This window comes from Agromyces badenianii (genome assembly GCF_003070885.1).
Taxonomy (GTDB): Bacteria; Actinomycetota; Actinomycetes; order Actinomycetales; family Microbacteriaceae; genus Agromyces; species Agromyces badenianii.
The window spans coordinates 1,522,763-1,541,858 of sequence record NZ_CP028913.1; the positions used below are offsets into that span (position 1 = coordinate 1,522,763).

The 19,096-nt window shown below is 67.1% G+C and carries 17 protein-coding genes; 8 read left to right on the plus strand and 9 right to left on the minus strand.

Going from position 1 to position 19,096, the window contains the following annotated elements; genetic code table 11:
* Positions 1-22: 22 nt before the first annotated feature.
* Complete coding sequence (locus DCE93_RS07235) at positions 23-2,497, minus strand: DNA gyrase/topoisomerase IV subunit A (RefSeq protein ID WP_108595293.1); 2,475 nt, start codon at positions 2,495-2,497, stop codon at positions 23-25.
* 75 nt (positions 2,498-2,572) lie between these two features.
* Here DCE93_RS07235 and DCE93_RS07240 point away from each other — a divergent pair, with 75 nt between their 5' ends.
* Positions 2,573-3,721 (plus strand): alkaline phosphatase family protein, encoded by a 1,149-nt coding sequence (locus DCE93_RS07240; protein WP_108595294.1) that lies wholly within the window; start codon positions 2,573-2,575, stop codon positions 3,719-3,721.
* Positions 3,722-3,787: 66 nt separating this feature from the next.
* Here DCE93_RS07240 and DCE93_RS07245 read toward each other — a convergent pair whose 3' ends face one another.
* Positions 3,788-4,372: a DUF3043 domain-containing protein gene (locus DCE93_RS07245; protein ID WP_108595295.1), complete on the minus strand. Its 585-nt coding sequence runs from the start codon at positions 4,370-4,372 to the stop codon at positions 3,788-3,790.
* Between the two features lie 36 nt (positions 4,373-4,408).
* On the opposite strand from DCE93_RS07245, the gene DCE93_RS07250 reads away from it, so the two are divergent.
* The 6 genes from DCE93_RS07250 (at position 4,409) to DCE93_RS07275 (ending at position 10,288) form a co-directional block, all read left to right on the plus strand.
* The gene (locus DCE93_RS07250; protein WP_108595296.1) at positions 4,409-5,851 is read left to right on the plus strand and encodes a dipeptidase; all 1,443 of its coding nucleotides are present in this window, start codon (positions 4,409-4,411) and stop codon (positions 5,849-5,851) included.
* A 79-nt stretch (positions 5,852-5,930) separates the two neighbouring features.
* A complete protein-coding gene (gene erpA / locus DCE93_RS07255; protein WP_108595297.1) occupies positions 5,931-6,281 on the plus strand; it encodes an iron-sulfur cluster insertion protein ErpA in 351 nt (116 codons plus the stop codon).
* A gap of 199 nt (positions 6,282-6,480) precedes the next feature.
* Entirely contained in the window at positions 6,481-7,374 is an 894-nt protein-coding gene (gene ctaC, locus DCE93_RS07260) for an aa3-type cytochrome oxidase subunit II (RefSeq protein ID WP_108595298.1), read from the plus strand.
* A gap of 6 nt (positions 7,375-7,380) precedes the next feature.
* Positions 7,381-9,117, plus strand: coding sequence for an aa3-type cytochrome oxidase subunit I (gene ctaD, locus DCE93_RS07265; RefSeq protein ID WP_108595299.1), 1,737 nt, complete (start codon positions 7,381-7,383; stop codon positions 9,115-9,117).
* Positions 9,117-9,539 (plus strand): cytochrome c oxidase subunit 4, encoded by a 423-nt coding sequence (locus DCE93_RS07270; protein WP_108595300.1) that lies wholly within the window; start codon positions 9,117-9,119, stop codon positions 9,537-9,539. Before ctaD ends, DCE93_RS07270 begins: the two co-directional genes overlap by 1 nt.
* Before the next feature lie 167 nt (positions 9,540-9,706).
* The gene (locus tag DCE93_RS07275) at positions 9,707-10,288 is read left to right on the plus strand and encodes a dihydrofolate reductase family protein (protein ID WP_108595301.1); all 582 of its coding nucleotides are present in this window, start codon (positions 9,707-9,709) and stop codon (positions 10,286-10,288) included.
* A gap of 15 nt (positions 10,289-10,303) precedes the next feature.
* On the opposite strand, the gene DCE93_RS07280 is transcribed toward DCE93_RS07275, so the two are convergent.
* From DCE93_RS07280 to ctaE, 5 genes are read right to left on the minus strand one after another with little or no spacing between them, the layout of a single operon-like run.
* Complete coding sequence (locus DCE93_RS07280) at positions 10,304-11,170, minus strand: methyltransferase domain-containing protein (RefSeq protein ID WP_108595302.1); 867 nt, start codon at positions 11,168-11,170, stop codon at positions 10,304-10,306.
* Between the two features lie 32 nt (positions 11,171-11,202).
* Positions 11,203-12,810: a cytochrome bc1 complex cytochrome b subunit gene (qcrB, locus tag DCE93_RS07285; protein ID WP_108595303.1), complete on the minus strand. Its 1,608-nt coding sequence runs from the start codon at positions 12,808-12,810 to the stop codon at positions 11,203-11,205.
* Positions 12,807-13,883 (minus strand): cytochrome bc1 complex Rieske iron-sulfur subunit, encoded by a 1,077-nt coding sequence (gene qcrA, locus DCE93_RS07290; RefSeq protein WP_108595304.1) that lies wholly within the window; start codon positions 13,881-13,883, stop codon positions 12,807-12,809. The genes qcrB and qcrA overlap by 4 nt, the downstream gene beginning before the upstream one ends.
* A 38-nt stretch (positions 13,884-13,921) precedes the next feature.
* A complete protein-coding gene (gene qcrC, locus DCE93_RS07295) occupies positions 13,922-14,716 on the minus strand; it encodes a cytochrome bc1 complex diheme cytochrome c subunit (RefSeq protein WP_108595305.1) in 795 nt (264 codons plus the stop codon).
* 49 nt (positions 14,717-14,765) lie between these two features.
* The gene (ctaE, locus tag DCE93_RS07300) at positions 14,766-15,395 is read right to left on the minus strand and encodes an aa3-type cytochrome oxidase subunit III (RefSeq protein ID WP_420836953.1); all 630 of its coding nucleotides are present in this window, start codon (positions 15,393-15,395) and stop codon (positions 14,766-14,768) included.
* 137 nt (positions 15,396-15,532) lie between these two features.
* Here ctaE and trpD point away from each other — a divergent pair, with 137 nt between their 5' ends.
* The gene (gene trpD, locus DCE93_RS07305; RefSeq protein WP_108595306.1) at positions 15,533-16,585 is read left to right on the plus strand and encodes an anthranilate phosphoribosyltransferase; all 1,053 of its coding nucleotides are present in this window, start codon (positions 15,533-15,535) and stop codon (positions 16,583-16,585) included.
* Between the two features lie 24 nt (positions 16,586-16,609).
* Here the strand turns inward: trpD and glpK are convergent, their stop codons facing one another.
* Positions 16,610-18,124, minus strand: a complete 1,515-nt coding sequence (glpK, locus tag DCE93_RS07310) for a glycerol kinase GlpK (RefSeq protein WP_108595307.1) — start codon at positions 18,122-18,124, stop codon at positions 16,610-16,612.
* A gap of 94 nt (positions 18,125-18,218) precedes the next feature.
* Positions 18,219-18,995 (minus strand): MIP/aquaporin family protein, encoded by a 777-nt coding sequence (locus DCE93_RS07315; RefSeq protein ID WP_268876771.1) that lies wholly within the window; start codon positions 18,993-18,995, stop codon positions 18,219-18,221.
* Positions 18,996-19,096: the final 101 nt, after the last annotated feature.

Consider the following 19,096-nt stretch of genomic DNA (forward strand, 5'->3'; position numbering starts at 1 on the left):
CCGCCAAGCGGCCCGGGAGCGATCAGCCGATGCGCTCGCCGATCGCGCCCACCACGGCCTCGAGCGGCTGACCCGAGGCGTCGCGCTTGGCACCGCCGTCTGGCAGCGTTCGCGCCGAGCCGTCGGGCCCGACGGCCAGTGCGGGCGCACGGCCGACCCAGGCGAGATGCAGCGCGTCTTCGCCCTTCAGGAATCGCTGAGCGCGCACGCCGCCCGTCGCTCGCCCTTTCGCCGGGAATTCCGAGAAGTCGCTGACCTTCGCACTGCCCGGGTCGGTGCCGAGCAAGGTGTCGGTCGCGGCGGCGATCGTGACGACGACCGTGTCTGCCGTGGTATCCGCTGCGATGCTCGTGAAATGGATGACGTGCGCTGCGCTGCCGAGATTGATGCCGGCCATGCCGCCGGCCGGGCAGCCCTGCGGCCGCACCGCGGCCGCGGGGAACCGAAGCAGCTGCGCGTCTGATGCCACGAACACGAGCTCGTCGCTCTCGTCGCCCTGCACGGCACCGACGACCTCGTCGCCGGCCTTGAGGCCGATCACCTCGAACTCGGGCTTGTTGGGGTAGGCGCCCGTTGCGACGCGCTTGACGACGCCCTGCTTCGTGCCGACGGCGATGCACCGGTCGGCGTCGAGCGACACGATCGCGAGCACCTTCTCGTCGCGGTTGGGCAATGCGAGGTAGTCGCCGATCTTGACGCCCGCACCGAGCTGCACCGAGGTCGGCGGCAGCATCGGGAGGTCGACGGGAGTGAAGCGGATGAGTCGCCCGAGGCTCGTCACCGCGCCGATCTCGGCACGACTCGTCGTGTCGAGCGTCGAGCGGATGGCGTCGTGCTTGCTGCGCCGCGCGGGCACGGTGATCACGGGCGCGCCGTCCTCGCCGACGGGCAGATCGACGCGCGCGATGCGACCCGTGGCCGAGAGGAAGACCCGGCACGGGACATCCGCGACCTCGAGCACGGCGGCGGCTCGCTTGGCGGCCGCGCCCGCGATGCTCGGCCGGGCGTCGGTCAACAGGGTGCGTCGGGGCGTTCCGAAGCGTTCGGAGATCTCGGCGAGCTCGTCGGAGACGAGGGCTTCGATGCGGTGCCGGCTCGCGAGGAGCGCCTCGAGCTCGGCGATCTCGGCGCGGAGCTTGTCGCGCTCGGCCTCGAGTTCGATGCGCGAGAACTTCGTGAGCCGGCGCAACTGCAGTTCGAGGATGTAGTCGGCCTGCACCTGGCTGAGGTCGAACACCTCGATCAGTCGCGCCCGTGCGGCGGCGGTGTCGTCGCTCGAACGGATCAGCTGGATGACCTCGTCGATGTCGAGGATCGCGATGAGGAGGCCGTCGACCAGGTGCAGGCGCTCGCGCCGGCGGGCGAGACGATACTCGGACCGGCGAGTGACGACGGAGATGCGGTGCGCGACGTAGACCTGCAGCAGCTCGCGAAGGCCGAGGGTCTGCGGGCCGCCGTCGACGAGCGCGACGTTGTTGATGTTGAAGGAGTCTTCGAGCGGCGTCAACCGGTAGAGCTGCTCGAGCACGGCGTCGGGGCTGAAACCCGTCTTGATGCCGATGACGAGTCGGAGCCCGTTCGTGCGGTCGGTGAGGTCGGTGACGTCGGAGATGCCGTTGATCTTCTTGGCGTTGACGCCGTCTTTGATCTTCTCGATGACCTTCTCGGGGCCGACGAGGTACGGCAGTTCGGTGACGACGAGGCCCGTCTTCCGGGCGGTGATCGATTCGACGCTGACCTTGGCTCGGGTCTTGAAGCTGCCGCGACCGGTGGCGTACGCGTCTTTGATGCCCGAGAGGCCGACGATCGTGCCGCCCGTGGGCAGGTCGGGGCCGGGCACGTACTCCATCAGCTCGTCGAGCGTCGCGTTGGGGTGCGCGATCAGGTGCCGAGCAGCGCCGATGACCTCGATGAGGTTGTGCGGGGCCATGTTGGTCGCCATGCCGACTGCGATGCCGCTCGCCCCGTTGACGAGCAGGTTGGGATAGGCCGCGGGCAGCACCTCGGGCTGCGTGAGCTGGTTGTCGTAGTTCGGCACGAAGTCGACGACGTTCTCGTCGAGCCCCTCGGTCATCGCGAGTGCCGGCGATGCCAGGCGCGCCTCGGTGTAGCGGGGTGCCGCCGGGCCGTCGTCGAGCGAACCGAAGTTTCCGTGCCCGTCGACGAGGGGCACGCGCAGGGTGAAGGCCTGAGCCATGCGCACGAGCGCGTCGTAGATCGCCGTGTCGCCGTGCGGGTGCAGCTTGCCCATGACCTCGCCGACGACACGCGCCGACTTCACGTGACCGCGATCGGGCCGCAGTCCCATCTCGGTCATCTGGTAGAGGATGCGTCGCTGCACCGGCTTCAGACCGTCTCGGGCATCGGGCAGCGCACGGGAGTAGATGACCGAGTACGCGTACTCGAGGAACGAACCCTGCATCTCTGTGGCGACGTCGACGTCTTCGATGCGCTCGACGATCGGGTCTTCAGCGGGCTGATTCTTGGCTCGGGTCATCCGTCGTCTCTACAGCGGGGCATGCGGTGCACGCAGGGAACAGGGGCGCGCCCGGCCTGTGCCAGACTGGGCGCGATGTCTGCCATGCTACCCGTGCCCGCCGACACCGCCCCGCGCCTTGCCGCGGTGCTCGGCAGTTCAATGGCGAGCATCCAGGGCGCCGAGAACGCCCTCGGACTTCCGCCGGCCTCGGCCGCGGTCGTCGTGCTCGTCGACGGGCTCGGAGCCTCGAACATCCAGGCCAGATCCGGTCACGCCCGGTTCCTCGCAGCTCGAATGGCCAAGCGCGACGTCATCCGCACGGTCTTCCCGTCGACGACCGCGGCCGCGATCGCGACCTTCGCCACCGGACGAGCGCCGGGCGAGCACGGCCTCGTCGGCTACCGCGTGCTCGACGCCGCGCACGACCGCCTCGTGAACCAGCTGAACGGATGGGACGCCGGCATGCGTCCCGAGACCTGGCAACGGGTGCCGACGCTGTTCGAGACGATGGGCGAAGCCGGCATCCGGGGCTATGCGATCGGCTCGTCGCGATATGCGGACTCGGGTTTCACGCACGCGGTACTGCGGGGCGCGGAGTACCGCCCCGCGGCATCCATCGCCGACCGCTTCGCGGAAGCCGAGCGCATCGTCGCCTCGGGTGAGCGGGCGGTCGTCTACCTCTACATACCGGAACTCGACCAGGCCGCGCACGCCCACGGTTGGGAATCCGACCGGTGGCTCGCCCTCCTCGAAGGAGTCGATGCCGAACTCGCCGCATTCGAGCGCCGGATGCCGCGGGGCGCGGGGCTCATCGTCACGGCCGATCACGGGGTCATCGACGTGCCGGCGCACCGCCACGTGTTCATCGACGCGAAGCCTGAACTGCTCGACGGTGTGCGTCACGTCGGTGGCGAACCGCGCTGCCTCTCGCTCTACCTCGAGCCTGGTCTCGACTCATCCGCCCGGGTCGAACTCGTCGAACGTTGGCGAAGCGCCGAAGGGCACCGGGCCTGGGTGCTGAGCCGCGACGAGGCGATCGACGCCGGACTCTACGGTCCGGTCGACACCGAGGTGCGCTCCCGTATCGGCGACATCATCATCGCCGCGCGGGCCGGCATCGCCTACTACGACCGCCGCGAGGCCAACCGCCAGGCCGAGGCGATGATCGGACAGCACGGCTCGCTCAGCGACGAGGAGACGCGCGTGCCGCTCATCCGCGGGGGAGTGTTCAGCCGCAACTGACGCGGTGCCGTACGCATGGTCGCCGCGTCGGCGCGGTCGATCGAACGCACCGCCGCGGCATCCAGGTCAAGAGGGGTACTGGCCGCGCTTCACCTGGGGCTTCGGCAGGCGAAGCGGACGAAGCTGCAGCGCGCGCATCGCGGCGTACCAGCGCACCCGCTCGACCTTGTCGGCGCCGAACTTCGCAGCGAGCTTCTTCGTGAGGATGAAGCCGAGCACGACGGAGTCGATCACCGCGACGAGGAAGAACGCCCAGAGCGAGAGGATGCCGATGGACTGCACCTCGGGGCTCGGCACGAACGTCAGCAGGATCACCGCGAACATCACTGGGATGAGGATCTCCCCGATGCTGAAGCGCGCATCGACGTAGTCGCGCACGTATTTCTTCTGGGGGCCGCGGTCGCGCGCCGGCAGGTAGCGCTCGTCGCCGACGGCCATGCCGACGCGGGCGCGCTCGCGCGATTCGGCGGCCTTGGCGCGGGCTTGCTTCGCCGCCTCTTTGCGGTCGTTCGGCACGAGGGGGCGCTTGCGTGCTGCCTCCTGCTGCGCGCGGCTCGGCGTGGGCGCGCCCTTGCCGGCGTTCAGGCGAGCCTGGGTCTCTTCGAGCGTCTCTGCGCTCGGTTCATCGGTGTTGTTCGGCTGATTGGCCACGGGAGTCCTCGAATCGTTCCCCTTAAGATTACCGGCATGAACGAGTCTCACACCGCCGCCGGCGGAACCTCCGACCTCCTGTCGACGAGTGATGCCCTGCGCGGCGCCGTCGAAGCCGCCTTCCCCTCGACGATCGCCGATCTCACGCACCTGGTGAAGATCCCCTCGGTGTCGTGGGCAGCCTTCGACCCGGCCCAGGTCGAGGCGAGCGCCGAAGCGGTGGCGGAGCTCGTGCGCGGACTCGGGGTCTTCGATCTCGTCGAGATCCGTCGCGCGGCGATCGGCGATGCGGAGGGTGCCGACGCACCGCTCGGCAAGCCCGCGGTCGTGGCCCGCCGGTCGGCGCGCAACGGGCGGCCCACGGTGCTGCTCTATGCGCACCACGATGTGCAGCCGCCGGGGGACGATGAGGACTGGGAGTCGACGCCCTTCGAGCCCACCATGCGCGGCGACCGCCTCTACGGCCGCGGTGCGGCCGACGACAAAGCCGGCGTGATGGCCCACATCGGTGCCATCCGTGCGCTGACCGAGGTGCTCGGTGCGGACTTCGACCTCGGCATCGCCCTCTTCATCGAGGGGGAGGAGGAATCGGGCTCGCTCTCGTTCGCCAACTTCCTCCGCGAGAACCGCGATCTGCTCGAAGCCGACGCGATCGTCGTCGCCGACTCGAACAACTGGGACATCGAGACGCCCGCGCTCACGGTCGCCCTGCGCGGCGCCGTCGCCTTCCGGCTCCGCATCTCGACGCTCGCGCACGCATCCCACTCGGGCATGTTCGGCGGCGCGGTGCCCGATGCCATGCTCGCGGCCGTGCGGCTGCTCGCGACGCTGCACGACGACGACGGATCCGTCGCGGTCGACGGCCTCACCTCAGCCGATCTCGAGATGCCCGCCTACGACGAGGCGCAGCTGCGCACCGAGACCGGCCTGCTCGACGGTGTCACGCCGATCGGGCGCGGCGAGATCCTCTCGCGCATCTGGGCGCAGCCGTCGATCACGATCACCGGCATCGATGCCCCGACGGTGGCGAATGCGTCGAACACGCTCGTGCCGAGCGTCGCCGTGCGGGTGAGCGCACGCGTCGCTCCCGGCCAGCGCGACGTCGATGCGCTCGCGGCGATCCGTTCGCACCTCGAACAGCACGCCCCCTTCGGGGCGAAGCTCGAGTTCGATGCCGTCGAGCTGGGCAACCCGTTCCTGGTCGACACCTCGGGCTGGGCCGTCGCCGAGTCCAACGCGGCAATGGCCGAGGCATGGGGGAGGGAGCCCGTCGAGATCGGTGTCGGCGGTTCCATCCCGTTCATCGCCGAGCTCGTCGAGGAGTTCCCGTCTGCACAGATCCTCGTGACGGGCGTCGAAGACCCCGAATCGCGTGCGCACAGCCCCAATGAGTCGTTGCATCTCGGCGTCTTCCAGAAGGCGCTGCTCAGCGAGGCGCTGTTCCTCGCCCGGCTCGACGCGCGCAACGGAGATTCCTGAGAGCGTGCCGGACGCCGCCACCGTTTCGGCGGCTAGCATAGAAGCAGGTTCCGCGTTCCCTGACGCACCGAGGAGAGACATGAGCGACACGATCACCGAGACCGCGCACGGCGTGAAGCTGAGCGACCCCGCCGCCGACAAGGTGCGCAGCCTCCTCGAACAGGAGGGTCGCGACGACCTGCGACTCCGGGTCGCAGTGCAGCCCGGCGGCTGCTCCGGGCTCATCTACCAGCTCTATTTCGACGAGCGTCTGCTCGACGGCGACGCGGTCGTCGACTTCGAGGGTGTCGAGGTCGTCGTCGACAAGATGAGCGTTCCCTACCTCGACGGGGCGTCCATCGACTTCGAAGACACCATCCAGAAGCAGGGATTCACGATCGACAACCCCAACGCGCAGGGCAGCTGCGCATGCGGCGACTCGTTCCACTGAGTCGTCGAAGTCATACTCCGAGGGGAGGCCGCTGAAGCGGCCTCCCCTCGCTGTTTTCGCCGGTGGAACCGGAAATCAACCGCCCGGAGCACGGGACAACGCCGTTGCGTGCACACCCCGGGCGTCGAGTCGGAGTAGGCTAGGCAGCGATCACCGCGCTTCACTGTGAAGCGCCTTCGAGTCTCCCGAAAGGTCACCGGTGCGCAACAATCGCCGTCTCCGATGGGCTGCAATCCCGATCGCAGCGTCGCTCAGTCTCGTCCTCGCAGGGTGCACGCAGGCTCAGTTGAATGGATTCCTCCCCGGATTCGTCGAGGGGGAGGCACCGGTCACGAACCACACCGAGCGCGTCTCCGGGCTCTGGGTCACCTCGTGGATCGTGCTGCTCGTCGTGGGTGTCATCACCTGGGGCCTCACGATCTGGGCCGTCATCGCCTACCGTCGCCGCAAGGGCCAGACCGGCCTTCCGGTGCAGTTGCGATACAACATGCCGATCGAGGTCTTCTACACGATCATCCCGCTGATCCTCGTGCTGGGCTTCTTCGCCTTCACGGCGCGCGACCAGGCGGCGATCGAGCAGCGCTTCGCCGAAGACGACGTCGACGTCAAGGTCGAGGTCATCGCCAAGCAGTGGGCCTGGGACTTCAACTACGTCAACGAAGACGTGTACTCGCCCGGCATCCAGGGTCAGCTCGCCGACGAGGGCCCCAAGGGTTCGCTCGTGCAGTCCGAACTCCCGACGCTCGTCCTGCCGGTCGGGGCGAACGTCGAGATCGAGCTCGAATCGCGCGACGTCATCCACTCGTTCTGGGTCGTGGACTTCCTGTACAAGAAAGACATGTTCCCGGGCAAGACCAACTACATGTCGTTCGTGCCCGAGCGCGAGGGCACCTATGCCGGCAAGTGCGCCGAGCTCTGCGGTGAGTACCACTCGCTCATGCTCTTCAACGTCGAAGTCGTCTCTCAGGGCGAGTACGACGACTACATCGAGTCGCTCCGCGATGCCGGCCAGGAGGGCCAGCTGTCGAACGAGTACGACCGCAACCAGAACCTGCCCGGAACGGGCGAGCCCGAACTGAAAGAGGAGCACTAAGCCGCGATGAGCACCACGACCGCACCGGCTCGCCCCTCCGCGAGCACGCTTCCGTTCGGCGCTTCCAAGGTCGAACGCAAGGGCAACGTCCTCGTCAAGTGGATCACGTCCACCGACCACAAGGTCATCGGGTACATGTACCTGATCACCGCGTTCATCTACTTCTGCATCGGCGGCGTGATGGCGCTGATCATCAGGGCGCAGCTCTTCGAGCCGGGTCTCGAGATCATCCAGACGCGTGAGCAGTACAACCAGCTCTTCACGATGCACGGCACGATCATGCTGCTCATGTTCGCCACCCCGCTCTTCGCGGGCTTCGCCAACGTGCTCATGCCGCTCCAGATCGGCGCGCCCGACGTCGCGTTCCCGCGTCTGAACGCCTTCGCGTACTGGCTCTTCAACTTCGGTTCGCTGATCGCGGTCGCCGGCTTCTTCACCCCGCAGGGTGCCGCCTCGTTCGGATGGTTCGCCTATCAGCCACTCGCGTCGACGACGTTCTCACCAGGCGTCGGTGGCAACCTCTGGATGGTCGGCCTCGGCCTCTCGGGCTTCGGCACGATCCTCGGCGCGGTGAACTTCATCACCACGATCATCACGATGCGCGCGCCCGGCATGACGATGTTCCGCATGCCGATCTTCACGTGGAACACCCTCGTGACCTCGATCCTCGTGCTCATGGCCTTCCCGGTGCTGGCTGCCGCGATCCTGGCCGCTGCTGCCGACCGAATCTTCGGCGCACACGTGTTCGACCCCGCCAACGGCGGCGTCATCCTCTGGCAGCACCTCTTCTGGTTCTTCGGCCACCCCGAGGTCTACATCATCGCTCTGCCGTTCTTCGGCATCGTGTCCGAGATCTTCCCGGTCTTCAGCCGCAAGCCGATCTTCGGTTACAAGACCCTGATCTACGCGACGATCGCGATCGCCGCCCTGTCGGTCACCGTGTGGGCGCACCACATGTACGTCACCGGATCGGTGCTGCTGCCGTTCTTCGCCCTGATGACGATGCTCATCGCGGTGCCGACGGGCGTGAAGATCTTCAACTGGATCGGCACGATGTGGCGAGGATCGATCACCTTCGAGACTCCGCTCATCTGGTCGCTCGGCTTCCTCATCACCTTCGTCTTCGGTGGTCTCACCGGCGTGATCCTCGCGTCTCCGCCGCTCGACTTCCACGTGTCCGACACGTACTTCGTCGTCGCCCACTTCCACTACGTCGTCTTCGGCACCGTCGTGTTCGCGATGTTCGCCGGCTTCTACTTCTGGTGGCCCAAGTGGACCGGCAAGATGCTGAACGAGACGCTCGGAAAGTGGCACTTCTGGCTGCTGTTCATCGGCTTCCACACCACCTTCCTCATCCAGCACTGGCTCGGTGTGGTCGCGATGCCTCGCCGGTACTACTCGTACCTGCCTGAAGACAACATCACCTGGATGAACCAGCTGTCGACGATCGGTGCCGGCATCCTGGCAGTCTCGATGATCCCGTTCTTCCTGAACGTGTACATCACGGCTCGTCGCGCGCCGAAGGTCACGGTCAACGACCCCTGGGGTTACGGCGGATCGCTCGAGTGGGCGACCAGCTGCCCGCCGCCGCGCCACAACTTCACGTCGATCCCGCGCATCCGCTCGGAGCGCCCTGCGTTCGACCTGAACCACCCCGAGGCCGGCATCCCGGTCGGCATCGGACCGGCGAAGGACGCCCCGCAAGCGCCCACGTATGACGCCGCGACGGAGGAGATCAAGTAATGCGCGCCAACGTCAACCTCTTCTGGATCCTGACGGTCTTCCTGGCGATCGTCGCTACGGTCTACGGCTTCTGGTCGGCGGCCGAGTCCCCGATCGGGCAGCCCGAGTGGGCCGGCATGATCTCGATCTCGCTCACGGCCGTGCTCAGCGCCTTCATCGCGTTCTACCTCGGTCGAGTGCACAAGGCTCAGGGTGCAGAGCTGCCCGAAGACCGCCTCGATGCGAACATCGACGACGGTGACGCCGAGCTCGGCTTCTTCAGCCCGTGGAGCTGGTGGCCGATCATGCTGGCCGGCGCGGCTGCACTGATGTTCCTCGGTCTCGCGATCGGAGTCTGGATCTGCTTCATCGCCGTCGGGCTCGGACTCATCAGTCTCGTCGGCTGGGTGTACGAGTACTACCGCGGAAACTTCGCCCGCTGATCTCAGCTGGCTGATCGAACGGCCCCGTGCGCATCGCGCACGGGGCCGTTTCTGCACGTCTCCGCCACTGGTGCTCCGAGTGCGCGCCGACCACCGCCGCCGACGACATCACCCGCCCGCTACTCAAGACTCGCTAGTATGGGCACCCCAGAGCAGAGGAGAGCCCCGTGGGCAAGGTGGTCATGTACAGCTCGGTGTCGGTAGACGGCTTCGTCGCGGACGAGAACGACCAGCCCGGACCGCTGTTCGACTGGTTGCTCAGCGGTGACGTCCCGTTGGACGAGAGCGGCGAAGTGAAGGTGTCGCAGACGTCCTACGACTACACCCGGCCGTACTGGGATCAGATCGGGGCGACAATCGTCGGCCGCCACGTCTTCGACATGACGGACGGCTGGGACGGGAAGCCTCCGGGCGGGGTCGACCACGTGGTCGTCGTGACGCACCGGCCGAAGCCCGAAGGCTGGGACCCAGAGGCGCCGTTTCACTTCGTCGACGGCGTCGAGGCAGCGGTGGCCAAGGCGCAGGAGCTCGCGGGTGACCGCATCGTCGAGGTCGCCGCTGGCGACGTCGGTGGCCAGGTGCTTGCCGCGGGCCTGGTCGACGAGGTGCGGATGGACGTCGTACCCGTCGTCTTCGGGTCCGGCAAGCGCTACTTCGGGTCAGTCCACGCACAGCACTTCTTGGAGGATCCCGACGTGGTGATTCAGGGCAGCCGGGTGCTTCACCTGCGCTATCAGGTTCGCCGTTGACTGTGAAGAGCCAACCTATACTCGCGTGAACGCGACGACGTCCACCGAGACGGTGACGGCGAGCTCGCCGTCGGGGGCGTCACCCTCCCTGCGATGATGCGCGGCCGGTCCCATGTCGACCAGAAGCTCCCGCATGCCGAGGTCGGTGATGAGTTCGTACTCGACTCTCGTCGTCTGCAGCGGGGTGAAGCCGGCTCCGGTGAACTGCTCGGTCACGAGATCGGCTTTGCCGTCGGGGATGTCGAGCGCTGCGCCGAGCCGTCGCAACTCCGTGAAGTGCGTCGCAGTCGGCACGACGACGAGAAGAAGACCGTGGGGACGCACGATGCGCGCGAACTCGGGCGGATTGCGCGGCGCGAAGACGTTGACGGCGACATCGGCAACGGCGTCCCGCACAGGGAGTGGCCGCCAGAGGTCGAGCACGACTCCCGTCGAGCCGGGTGCGGCTCGCATGGCCATGCGTACAGCGGTGGGGGAGCGATCGGTGAGCAGCACGGATGCGCCTGGCGTGGCACGCTCCAGCTCACCCGCGTAGTAGCCCGTGCCGCAACCGAGATCGACGACTCTCGTCGCATCCGCCGAGCCGTGCGCCGCCCTGCGGGAGCTAGGAGAAGTCGAACCTCGCAGCCCTTCGCCCATCCCATCGACAAGAGCGTCGGCGATCGGTGCGTAGGCGCCGGAATCCAGAAGTCTCGCTCGTGCCTCGAGCATCTGGCGATCATCGCCGATCGTGCGCGGCGCTCGTGGCGGGAGCAGTGTCACGCTCTGGTGCTTGGACACGTCGAAGCGGTGCCCGAGTGAGCATCCGAGCACGCGGTCGGTGAGCGGCTCGAGGTCGTGAAAGCAGTTCGGGCACCGCAACCAGGTCGAATCGATCGACATGGCGCGGTGCCCGAATTCGTCTGACGAGATCGTCAGTGGTGGGTGCCGTGACTGGACTCGAGTTCGCCCCGCGTGACCGGCGCGATGCGGTCCTCGAAGAACCAACGCGAGAGCGAGGCGCGCAGCCGCTGGCCGAAGGTGATCTTGCCGCGAGCATTGGGGCGCAGCATCAACGGCTGGTAGCTCTCGAAGCTCACGAGCCTCCAACGGTCGTACTCGTCGAGGGGCTGGTGCACCTCGACGAACTCGCCGCCGGGCAGCTTCACGATTCGTCCGGACTCGAAGCCGTGCAGCACGATCTCGCGGTCCTTCTTCTGCAGCGCGATGCAGACGCGCTTCGCGATGAAGTACGCGATGAACGGGCCGATGATCACGGTCGCCTGCAGTGCGTGGATCACGCCCTCCATGGTGAGCGAGAAGTGCGTGGCCAGGATGTCGGAGCTCGCAGCCGCCCAGAGGCCCGCGTAGAACGTGACTCCGGCCGCGCCGATCGCCGTGCGGGTCGGGGCATTGCGCGGGCGGTCGGCGATGTGGTGTTCGCGCTTGTCGCCCTTCACCCATGCCTCGATGAACGGGTAGATCAACACCGTCACGATGAACCCGCCGAGCACGACGAGGGGCACGATGATGTTGAACGACCAGGTGCGGTCGAGCCAGACGAACTCCCAGCCCGGCGGAATCAATCGCAGGGCGCCGTCGGCGAAGCCGATGTACCAGTCGGGCTGGGTACCGGCCGAGACCGGCGACGGGTCGTACGGACCGTAGTTCCAGATCGGGTTGATCGTGAACATCGACGCGATGAGCGCGAGCACACCGAACACGATGAAGAAGAACCCGCCGGCCTTTGCGGCGTAGATCGGGAGGATGGGCGGACCGACCGCGTTCTGCTGCGTCTTGCCGGGACCGGCGTACTGCGTGTGCTTGTGCACGACGACGAACACGAGGTGGAGCGCGACGAGGGCGACCACGAGTGCCGGGAGCAGCAGGATGTGCAGCGTGTAGAGGCGACCCACGATCTGGGTTCCGGGGAACTCGCCGCCGAAGAGCAGGAACGACGTCCAGGTGCCGATCAGCGGGATGCCCTTGACCATGCCGTCGATGATGCGGAGGCCGTTGCCGGAGAGCAGGTCGTCAGGAAGCGAGTACCCGGTGAAGCCCTCGGCCATCGCGAGGATGAAGAGGATGAATCCGATCACCCAGTTCAACTCGCGGGGCTTGCGGAACGCACCCGTGAAGAAGATGCGGAGCATGTGCAGACCGATGGCCGCGACGAAGAGCAGTGCGGCCCAGTGGTGCATCTGGCGCACGAACAGCCCGCCGCGGATGTCGAAGGAGATGTCGAGCGTCGACGCCATGGCGACCGACATCTCGACGCCCTTGAGCGGCACGTACGAGCCGTCGTAGTGCACCTCGGCCATCGAGGCCTGGAAGAAGAACGTCAGGAAGGTGCCCGAGATGAGCACGACGACGAAGCTGAAGAGGGCGACCTCGCCGAGCAGGAAAGACCAGTGGTCGGGGAACGCCTTACGCCCGAGCTCCTTGACGAAGCCGGCGACGCTCGTGCGCTCGTTGACGTAGACGGAGGCAGCCGCGGTGAACGACCGTTTCTGCGGCGCGGTTGCGGACGGTGCGGTGCTCAATTGCGCTCCCAGAAGCTCGGGCCGACGGGTTCGGTGAAGTCGCTCTGCGCGATGAGGTATCCCTCGTCGTCGACGGCGATCGGAAGCTGGGGCAACGGGCGGGCCGCGGGTCCGAAGATGACCTCGCAGTGGTTCGCAACGTCGAACTGCGACTGGTGGCACGGGCACAGCAGGTGGTGCGTGTGCTGCTCGTAGAGCGCGACGGGGCATCCGACGTGCGTGCAGATCTTCGAGTACGCGACGATGCCCTCGTACGACCACGACTCACGGTCGGGCGCCTGGTGGAGCTCGCTCGGCTCGAGGCGCATGAGCAGCACCGCGGCCTTCGCCTTCTCTTCGAGCTTGCCGTGCTCGAGGTCTTGCAGACCCTCGGGGATCACGTGCACGGCGCTGCCGATGGTGACGTCAGCAGCCTTGATGGGAACGCCCGACGGGTCGAGCGCGAGGCGCGTGCCCTTCTTCCACATGGTGTGGCTGAGGAGCTCGACCGGGATCTGATCTTGCGGGGCGAAGCCTCGGAAGAGCACGACAGCGGGCAGCGGGAAGACGAGCAGGGCGCCGATGAGGCTGTTGCGGATCGCTGCTCGGCGGGTGAAGCCGGATTCACGGTCGGCGTCGGCGAACACCTTTACCGCGGCGGCCTGCGTCTCGGGCGAGCCGCCGATCGTGTGCCGCTCGTCAGCGAGTTCGACGTCGGCCATGATCGCCTTGCCCCAGTGCACCACGCCGAAGCCGATGGCGAGCAGGGCGAGCGTCGCGCCGAGGCCGAAGAACATGTTGTTCAGCCGAACCGCACCGACGTCGTTGGACTCGATCGGGAAGAGCATGTACGCGGCGATGGCCCAGACGCTGCCGAGGATCGACAGGTAGAAGAGCGTGTAGACGGTGCGCTGGGCGCGCTGCTCACGCTTGGGGTTCTCGTCGGTGACTCGGGGTCGGTGCGGCGGGAAGCCGGGATTCTCGAACGAGTCGGCGGCGATCACCGCGGTACCCGGCGAGACGGCAATGTCGTGCGCGGCGTGCGACGAGTCGGCAGCGGCGAGCTCTGCGCCGCTGTGGTCGTCCTGTGCCATGGTTCTCCTTCTTCAGCTACTTCAGTGCCGGGCGTGCGCTAGTTGGATTTCGCCGTGATCCACACGGTGATCGCGACGATCGCGCCGAGACCGAAGATCCAGATGAACAGGCCCTCTGCGACCGGCCCGAGGGAGCCGAGTTCGATGCCGCCGGGCGAGCGGTTGTCTTGCACGTACTTGAGGTACGTGATGATGTCGCGCTTGTTCTCGGGCGAGATGTTCAGGTCGTTGAAGACCGGCATGTTCTGCGGGCCGGTGACCATGGCTTCGTAGATGTGCACGCCCGAGACATCCGTCAGCGGGGGAGCGAACTTGCCCTCGGTGAGGGCGCCGCCGGCGCCGGCCACGTTGTGGCACATCGCGCAGTTGATGCGGAAGAGTTCGGCGCCGTTGGCCGCGTCGCCGCCGCCATTGCTGAGGTGGTCGCTGGGGATCTCGGGGCCGGGGCCCAAGGAGGCGACGTAATAGGCGAGCTGCTTGACCTGCTCGTCGGTGAACTGCACGGGCTTCTGCTGCGCCTGCGGACCCTGCATCTGCATGGGCATGCGACCGGTACCGACCTGGAAGTCGACCGACGCGGCTCCGACGCCGATGAGGCTCGGGCCGTTGTCGGTGCCCTGGGCGGAGAGGCCGTGGCACGTGGCGCAGTTGGCCTGGAAGAGCTTCTTGCCCTCGTCGATGGTCTGCTGCGACTTCGGGTCGACTTCGGCCTGGGCGGTGGTGCCGCTGCTGACCGCAGCGTATGCACCGCCGGTGAAGACGAGGCCGAGCGCGAGCAGCGCGACGGTGGCGAGCGGGTGCCGGCGTCCGGTGCGTCGCTTCTGGCGAGTCATGGGTATCTTCCTGTTCACGGGCATGCTGTGCTGACGCTCCTGATGCGGCTTACTTGAGGACGTAGATGACGAGGAACAGCCCGATCCAGACGACGTCGACGAAGTGCCAGTAGTACGAGACGACGATCGCGCTCGTCGCCTCGCGGTGTCCGAAGTTCTTGACCGCGAAGACGCGGCCGATGACGAACAGGAAGGCGAGCAGACCGCCCGTGACGTGGAGGCCGTGGAAGCCGGTGGTCAGGTAGAACGCGGACCCGTAGGCGTTGGAATCGAGCGCGATGCCCTCGGAGACGAGCGTGGCGTACTCCCAGACCTGGCCGGCGACGAAGATCGCTCCCATGGCGTAGGTGAGGAAGAACCACTCGACCATGCCCCACTGGGTCGGCTTCCAGCCGGTCGCGTACGGCTGCAGGCGCTCTGCGGCGAAGACGCCGAACTGGCAGGTGAACGAGGAGAGCACGAGGATGATCGTGTTCGTCAGCGAGAACGGGAAGTTCAGCCGATCGGCCTCGAATGCCCACAGCTCCGGAGATGTCGACCGCAGCGTGAAGTAGATCGCGAAGAGTCCCGCGAAGAACATGACCTCGCTGCCGAGCCAGACGATCGTACCCACCGCTACGGTGTTCGGTCGTTTGATCAGGGGCGCGCTCGCCTGATAAGTGATTGAGGTGCTCGTCACCCTCCCATTATGGCTGAAACGAGGCGTGAGTTTTCGTCATCAGGGGGAGTCGTGTCGGGCATCGTGGGTAAGGCGACCCTAAATCCTCTGGGTGAAGGCCGCGAATCCACCCTGAATCACGCCGATATGATCGACGCATGCCCGCACGTCAGAACTGGCCAGAGATCCTGAATTCCCTCCTCGAGGGCACCGATCTGAGCGTTTCGGATGCCGCGTGGTGCATGGAGCAGGTCATGACGGGTGCTGCCAGCGACGCGCAGCTGGCCGCCTTCCTCATCGCACTGCGGGTGAAGGGGGAGACCGTCGATGAGATCCTGGGCTTCCGCGACGCGATCCTCGATCATGCCGTGCCCTTGCCCGTCGACCCGATGGCGCTCGACATCGTCGGCACCGGCGGTGACCGGTTCGGCACCGTCAACGTCTCCACGATGGCCTCCATCGTCGCCGCGGCGTCAGGCGTGCCGGTCATCAAGCACGGCAACCGGGCGGCGAGCTCCTCGTCCGGAGCATCCGATGTGCTGGCTGCGCTCGGCCTCGATCTCGAGCTCTCAGCCGATCGCGTCGCCGATGTGTTCGGGAAGGCCGGCATCACCTTCGCGTATGCGGCCGCGTTCCATCCCGGTTTCCGTCACGCGGGCCGGGTGCGCACGGACCTCGGCGTTTCGACGGTCTTCAACTCCCTCGGGCCGCTCGTCAATCCGGCACGGCCAGAGGCCTCGGCCGTCGGCGTTGCACAACTCGACCGGGTGCCGCTCATCGTAGGGGTTTTCCAGACTCGTGGGGCGACGGCCGTCGTCTTCCGCGGCGACGACGGACTCGACGAGCTGACGACCACGGGGCACAGCCACATGTGGGAGGTCTCGCGCGGCACCGTCAAGGAGCACGACCTCGACCCCCGTGACCTCGGCATCGCGCGTGCCACGATCGACCAGCTCAAGGGCGGCGACGCCCAGCACAACGCCGCCATCGTGCGCGACGTGCTCGCGGGAGCTCGCGGCCCGGTTCGGGACATCGTGGTGCTGAACGCGGCGGCCGGACTCGTCTCCTTCGAGCTGGCGAAGGATCCGGCCCAGGTCCAGCGGGCCATCCTCGACCGGTTCGCAGAGAAGATCGCGGTCGCCGAGCACACGATCGACAGCGGCGCGGGCGCGCGCAAGCTCCAGGAGTGGATCGCGGCGACGAAGGACTGAATCGGCCCCCGTCGCCGCGTCCGCTCAACTCACGTCGTCGTCGACCCAGTCGAACGTCTTCGTGACGGCCTTCTTCCAGAGGCGGATCTGACGGTCTCGCTCGTCGGAGTCCATCTTCGGCTCCCAGCGGGAGTCCTCCTGCCAGTTTGCGCGGAGTTCGTCGAGGCTCGACCAGAAGCCGACCGCGAGGCCGGCCGCGTAGGCGGCGCCGAGCGCGGTCGTCTCGGCCACGACCGGGCGCACCACGGGCACGCCCAGGATGTCGGCCTGGAACTGCATGAGCGTGTTGTTGGCGATCATGCCGCCGTCGACCTTGAGCTCAGTCAGGTCGACGCCCGAGTCCGCGTTCACCGCCTCGAGCACTTCGCGGGTCTGGAACGCGGTCGCCTCGAGTGCTGCGCGCGCGATGTGGCCCTTGTTCACGAAGCGGGTGAGGCCGACGAGCGCGCCACGGGCATCGGGGCGCCAGTACGGCGCGAACAGGCCCGAGAACGCCGGCACGAAGTACGCACCGCCGTTGTCGTCGACGGTGTTCGCGAGCTGTTCCACTTCGGGAGCGCTCGAGATCAGTCCCAGGTTGTCGCGCAGCCACTGGATGAGGGAACCAGTCACCGCGATCGCACCCTCCAGTGCGTAGTGCGGGGCCGCGTCACCGAGCTTGTAGCCCAGAGTCGTCAGGAGGCCGTTCTTGGAGTGGACGATCTCCTCACCGGTGTTGAAGATGAGGAAGTTGCCGGTGCCGTAGGTGTTCTTGGATTCACCGGTATCGAACGCCGCCTGGCCAAACGTCGCGGCCTGCTGGTCACCGAGGATGCCGGCGACGGGCACTTCGCGGAGCAGACTCGAGGGTTCGACCGTGCCGTAGACCTCGGAGGAGCTCTTGATCTCGGGCAGCATCGAGCGCGGCACGCCGAACGCGGCGAGGATCTCGTCGTCCCACGCGAGGGTCTCGAGGTCCATGAACATGGTGCGCGACGCATTCGTGACGTCGGTCGCGTGCACGCCGCCGTCCGGTCCGCCGGTCAGGTTCCAGAGCACCCACGTGTCGGTCGTGCCGAACAGCAGGTCGCCGGCCTCAGCCTTCTCCCGGGCGCCGGGCACGTTCTCGAGGATCCACACGATCTTCGTGCCCGAGAAGTACGTCGCGAGCGGCAGGCCGACCTGCTGCTTGAACCGCTCGACGCCGCCGTCGGCCGCGAGCCGGTCGACGATCGGCTGGGTGCGGGTGTCCTGCCACACGATCGCGTTGTACACAGGTTCGCCGGTGTTCTTGTCCCACACCACCGCGGTCTCGCGCTGGTTCGTGATGCCCACCGCCGCGATGTCGTGCCGGGTGAGGTCGGCCTTGCCGAGGGCCTGGCCGACCACTTCACGTGTGTTGCGCCAGATCTCGGCGGGGTCGTGCTCGACCCAGCCCGCCTTGGGGAAGATCTGCTCGTGCTCGAGCTGCCCGGTCGAAACAATCGATCCGGCCTTGTCGAAGATGATCGCGCGCGACGAGGTGGTGCCCTGGTCGATCGCGAGAATGTAGTCGGCCATTCCGTGCTCTCAATCTGCTCGGCCGGCCGGAGCCGGCGCTGGTTTCGGAGACGAAGTGAAGGGGCCGGCCCGGGCGGGCCGGCCCCTTGCTTCGTCAGGTGATGAGGGGAAGCAGCGGGATCGCCGCCCACCCGGCGATCAGTCCGCCGATGATCGGGCCGACGACGGGCACCCACGAGTACGACCAGTCGCTGTCGCCCTTGCCCTTGATGGGCAGGACCGCGTGGGCGATGCGGGGCCCGAGGTCACGTGCGGGGTTGATCGCATACCCGGTCGGACCACCGAGGGAGACGCCGATACCGATCACGAGCAGCGCCACCGGCAGAGCGCCGAGCGCGGCGAGCCCGCCGTCGCCCTGACGACCGCCGCCGAAGCCGATCACGACGAACACCAGCACGAAGGTGCCGATGATCTCGGTCACGAGGTTCCAGGCGTAGTTGCGAATGCCTGGGCCCGTCGAGAACACGCCGAGCTTCGGGGCCGCCTGAGGCTCCTCGTCGAAGTGCTGCTTGTAGGCGAGCCAGACGATCACCGCGCCGATGATCGCACCGATCAACTGCGCACCGATGTAGGCGATCACCGAGAGGAAGTCGACCGGGACGGTGATGCCGAGCCCCGCATTGCCGAACTCGGTTGCGCCGTTTGCGACGAGTCCGAGGGTGACGGCCGGGTTGATGTGCGCGCCGGACGCGTAGGCGACGATGACACCGGCGAAGACCGCGAAGCCCCAGCCGAACGTCACCATGAGGAATCCGCCGTTGAAGCCCTTCGTCTTGGCGAGGGCCACGTTGGCGACCACACCACAGCCGAGGAGCACGAGCATCGCCGTTCCGACGAGCTCGCTCAGGAACAACACTCCGAGATTGTCCACCTTGACCATCCATCCTTTTCGCTGAGCCCGATGGGCTTCGCCCAGGGGCGGAACAGTGCCCACCATACTCAGACCTGCCGCGCCACGGAATGGGGTACGGG